This is a genomic window from Clostridium sp. UBA1056, assembly GCA_002316385.1.
Taxonomy (GTDB): Bacteria; Bacillota; Clostridia; order Clostridiales; family Clostridiaceae; genus Clostridium_J.
Genome location: DCDL01000004.1, coordinates 288,177 through 290,849, shown reverse-complemented (window position 1 = coordinate 290,849; position 2,673 = coordinate 288,177). Strand labels below are relative to the sequence as shown.

Annotated in this window: 2 protein-coding genes and 1 other annotated feature; both genes read left to right on the top strand. The window is 29.4% G+C overall.

The annotated features are described in order from the left end of the window. The first annotated feature begins 74 nt into the window (after window positions 1–74). The gene (locus tag B3W71_RS02410; RefSeq protein WP_346887332.1) at window positions 75–650 is read left to right on the top strand and encodes a hypothetical protein; all 576 of its coding nucleotides are present in this window, start codon (window positions 75–77) and stop codon (window positions 648–650) included. Between the two features lie 84 nt (window positions 651–734). Then, window positions 735–995, top strand: a binding site (T-box leader). Window positions 996–1,243: 248 nt separating this feature from the next. Next, on the top strand, window positions 1,244–2,578 hold the full coding sequence (gene brnQ, locus B3W71_RS02405) for a branched-chain amino acid transport system II carrier protein (protein WP_346887331.1): 1,335 nt from the start codon (window positions 1,244–1,246) through the stop codon (window positions 2,576–2,578). Window positions 2,579–2,673: the final 95 nt, after the last annotated feature.

Below are 2,673 nucleotides of genomic sequence, written 5' to 3'. Positions count from 1 at the left end.
TTTCAGATGCCTAATATATAAACAATAAAAAATATGATATAATAATTATTATTAAATGGAGCAAGGAGAGTATTATGAACAGTAAAGTAGCTTTATTATATGAGAATGGTGAATATAGTATATCTATAAATGAGACAGTTATAAACACTTATGATAATATAGAAGATTCTTTTGAAAAGTTTAAAATGGTTATAAAAAATAACTCAGTAGCAAAGGCTACTAGTTGGGATAGTATTGAAGAAAATCTAAGGGAAGTTAAAGATGAAAGATTAGAAATAAATAGAGAGTATAAAACTATATCCTTTGAATCCATGAGATATTTTTATAATACAGGAAAGGTATTTTATATAAAAAGCGGTGAAATGGTGGAACTTATAAGAGGATATAATTTATTCTATTTTACTTTAACTATGCTTTTAGAAGGAAAAGTTCAAAGTTGTGAGGATATACTAGACTTTTGCAAAGAAGTTCTAGAGAATAGAATTACTTATGGAATTACTGAGACAGGTATCTTAGTTTCATCAGCGGCTTTTAATTATGGATATGCAGAATATAATTTTACAAGTGGAAAAATCAATAAGGGTGCATCCATAGAAAAATGTAGTTTTGATGAATTTAAAGCTTATATATTAGGAATCATTAGAAAGTAAAAATAAAAAATAAAAATCATAAAAATATAAAAAAATATTGACAGAAGTTTAATTTGCATATACTATGAATAACATATAAATTCAAGAAATTCTATGAAGAGAAAAAGTAAGTAGTATTTTTGTTCCAAAGAGAGTTGGCAGTTTGCTGAAAGCCAATGTTCAATATACAACTGAAAATCATCTCTGAGAAGCGACGCCGAAATATTTTAGTAGGTTTTGCCGGAGTTTTTCACCGTTAAAAGAAAAGCGTATTGTTGGATACGTAGCTAAGTGTTGTAAGTGAATCTATTTATATAAATTTGCTTACAAAATTAGGGTGGTAACGCGGTTTAACCCGTCCCTTGTTTTTCAAGGGACGGGTTTTTTATTTAGGCATCTTCAAAAANNTATTTATTTTCAGATGCCTTACATTAGAAATCTAAAGTATGAATGCAGTTTAACAGAGGCATAGAAAACATTTTGAAGATATATCATCACTGCAGATAGGGTCTTAGGATTCTAATTAAATAAAAAAAGGAGGAGATATTATGGATATTGAAGGTGACATTATTACTTAATATAAAATTTATAGTATAAACAAGGGGGAGACAAGAGTGAACAACTTATCAAAAAAAGATTTATTATTTATAAGCTTAATGCTTTTTTCATTATTCTTTGGAGCAGGAAATTTAATATTTCCACCGTTTTTAGGACAGTTAGCGGGAAATGTAACTTGGATTTCAATGTTAGGATTCTTTGTAACAGCAGTGGGATTCCCGGTTCTAGGAGTAATAGAAGTAGCAAAGTCAGGTGGATTACATACTTTAGCCGAAAGAGTTAATCCTTTGTTTGCAAGTATATTTACAGTACTTATTTATTTGTCTATAGGTCCTTGCTTAGGTATCCCTAGAGCAGGAAGTTTACCTTTTGAAATGGCAATATCACCATACTTACCACAGAGTGTTTCAAAACCTTTGGCTCTATTTATCTTTACTTTAGTATTCTTTTCAATAGCCTACTGGATTTCATTAACACCTGCGAAACTAGTAGATCGTATGGGAAAAATTTTAACACCTACTCTACTAATATTAATTTCTCTAATCTTCATAGCTACAATTTTCAAACCCTTAGGCGGCTATGGAATAGCTACAGAAGAATATATAAATTCGCCTTTTGTTAAGGGATTTCTAGAAGGATATTTAACTATGGATACCATAGCTGCTTTAAACTTTGGAATAGTTATAGCTTTAGCTATAAAATCTAAAGGGATTAAGGAGGAAAAAGCAATTATTTCAGCTTCTGTAAAGGCTGGTATAATAGCAGGGATATTATTAATAGTAATTTATTCTATACTAGCACACTTAGGAGCAAGCAGTGGGGGAAGATTTGGAGCCACTGAAAATGGAGCGCAAACTTTAACTAATATTATGGATTATATATTTGGAAAACCGGGAGCTGTATTATTAACAGTAATATTTACATTAGCTTGTATTACAACTTGTGTTGGGCTTATAACTTCATGTAGTCAATACTTTTCAACACTAACTAGTAAATTATCATATAAAAATTGGGTTAGAATATTATCAATTTCTAGTATGATCCTTGCCAATATGGGATTAACCAAAATTCTTGCTATATCAGTGCCAGTATTAAATGCAATTTATCCAATAGCAATAGTACTTATAGTTCTTGCCATGATAGATAAATTATTTAAAGGAAGTACAGTGGTATACGGATTAACAATATTATTTACTGGAATTGTAAGCATATTTGATGCTTTAGGACAAGTTGGTATTGAGTTTGATTTTATTATAAATTTATTTAATAAGTTACCTCTTTATTCAAAAGGGTTAGGATGGGTAGTACCTGCATTAATAGGTATAATATTAGGAGTCCTATACAAAGTAGTTAAAGAAAAAATAATTTATAATAATGTAAGTGAAGTATAAGAAAAATATAGAAGAATAAAGTAATAAGGCATCTGAAAATAAATAATAAGTCAAAGATGGGAAGTATATTTTGAGTTAGACAAGGAAACAGGTTC

Bases quoted from the DNA above. Each gene is read 5' to 3' on its own strand.
- B3W71_RS02410 (WP_346887332.1), top strand. From the start codon at position 75: ATGAACAGTAAAGTAGCTTTATTATATGAGAATGGTGAATATAGTATA.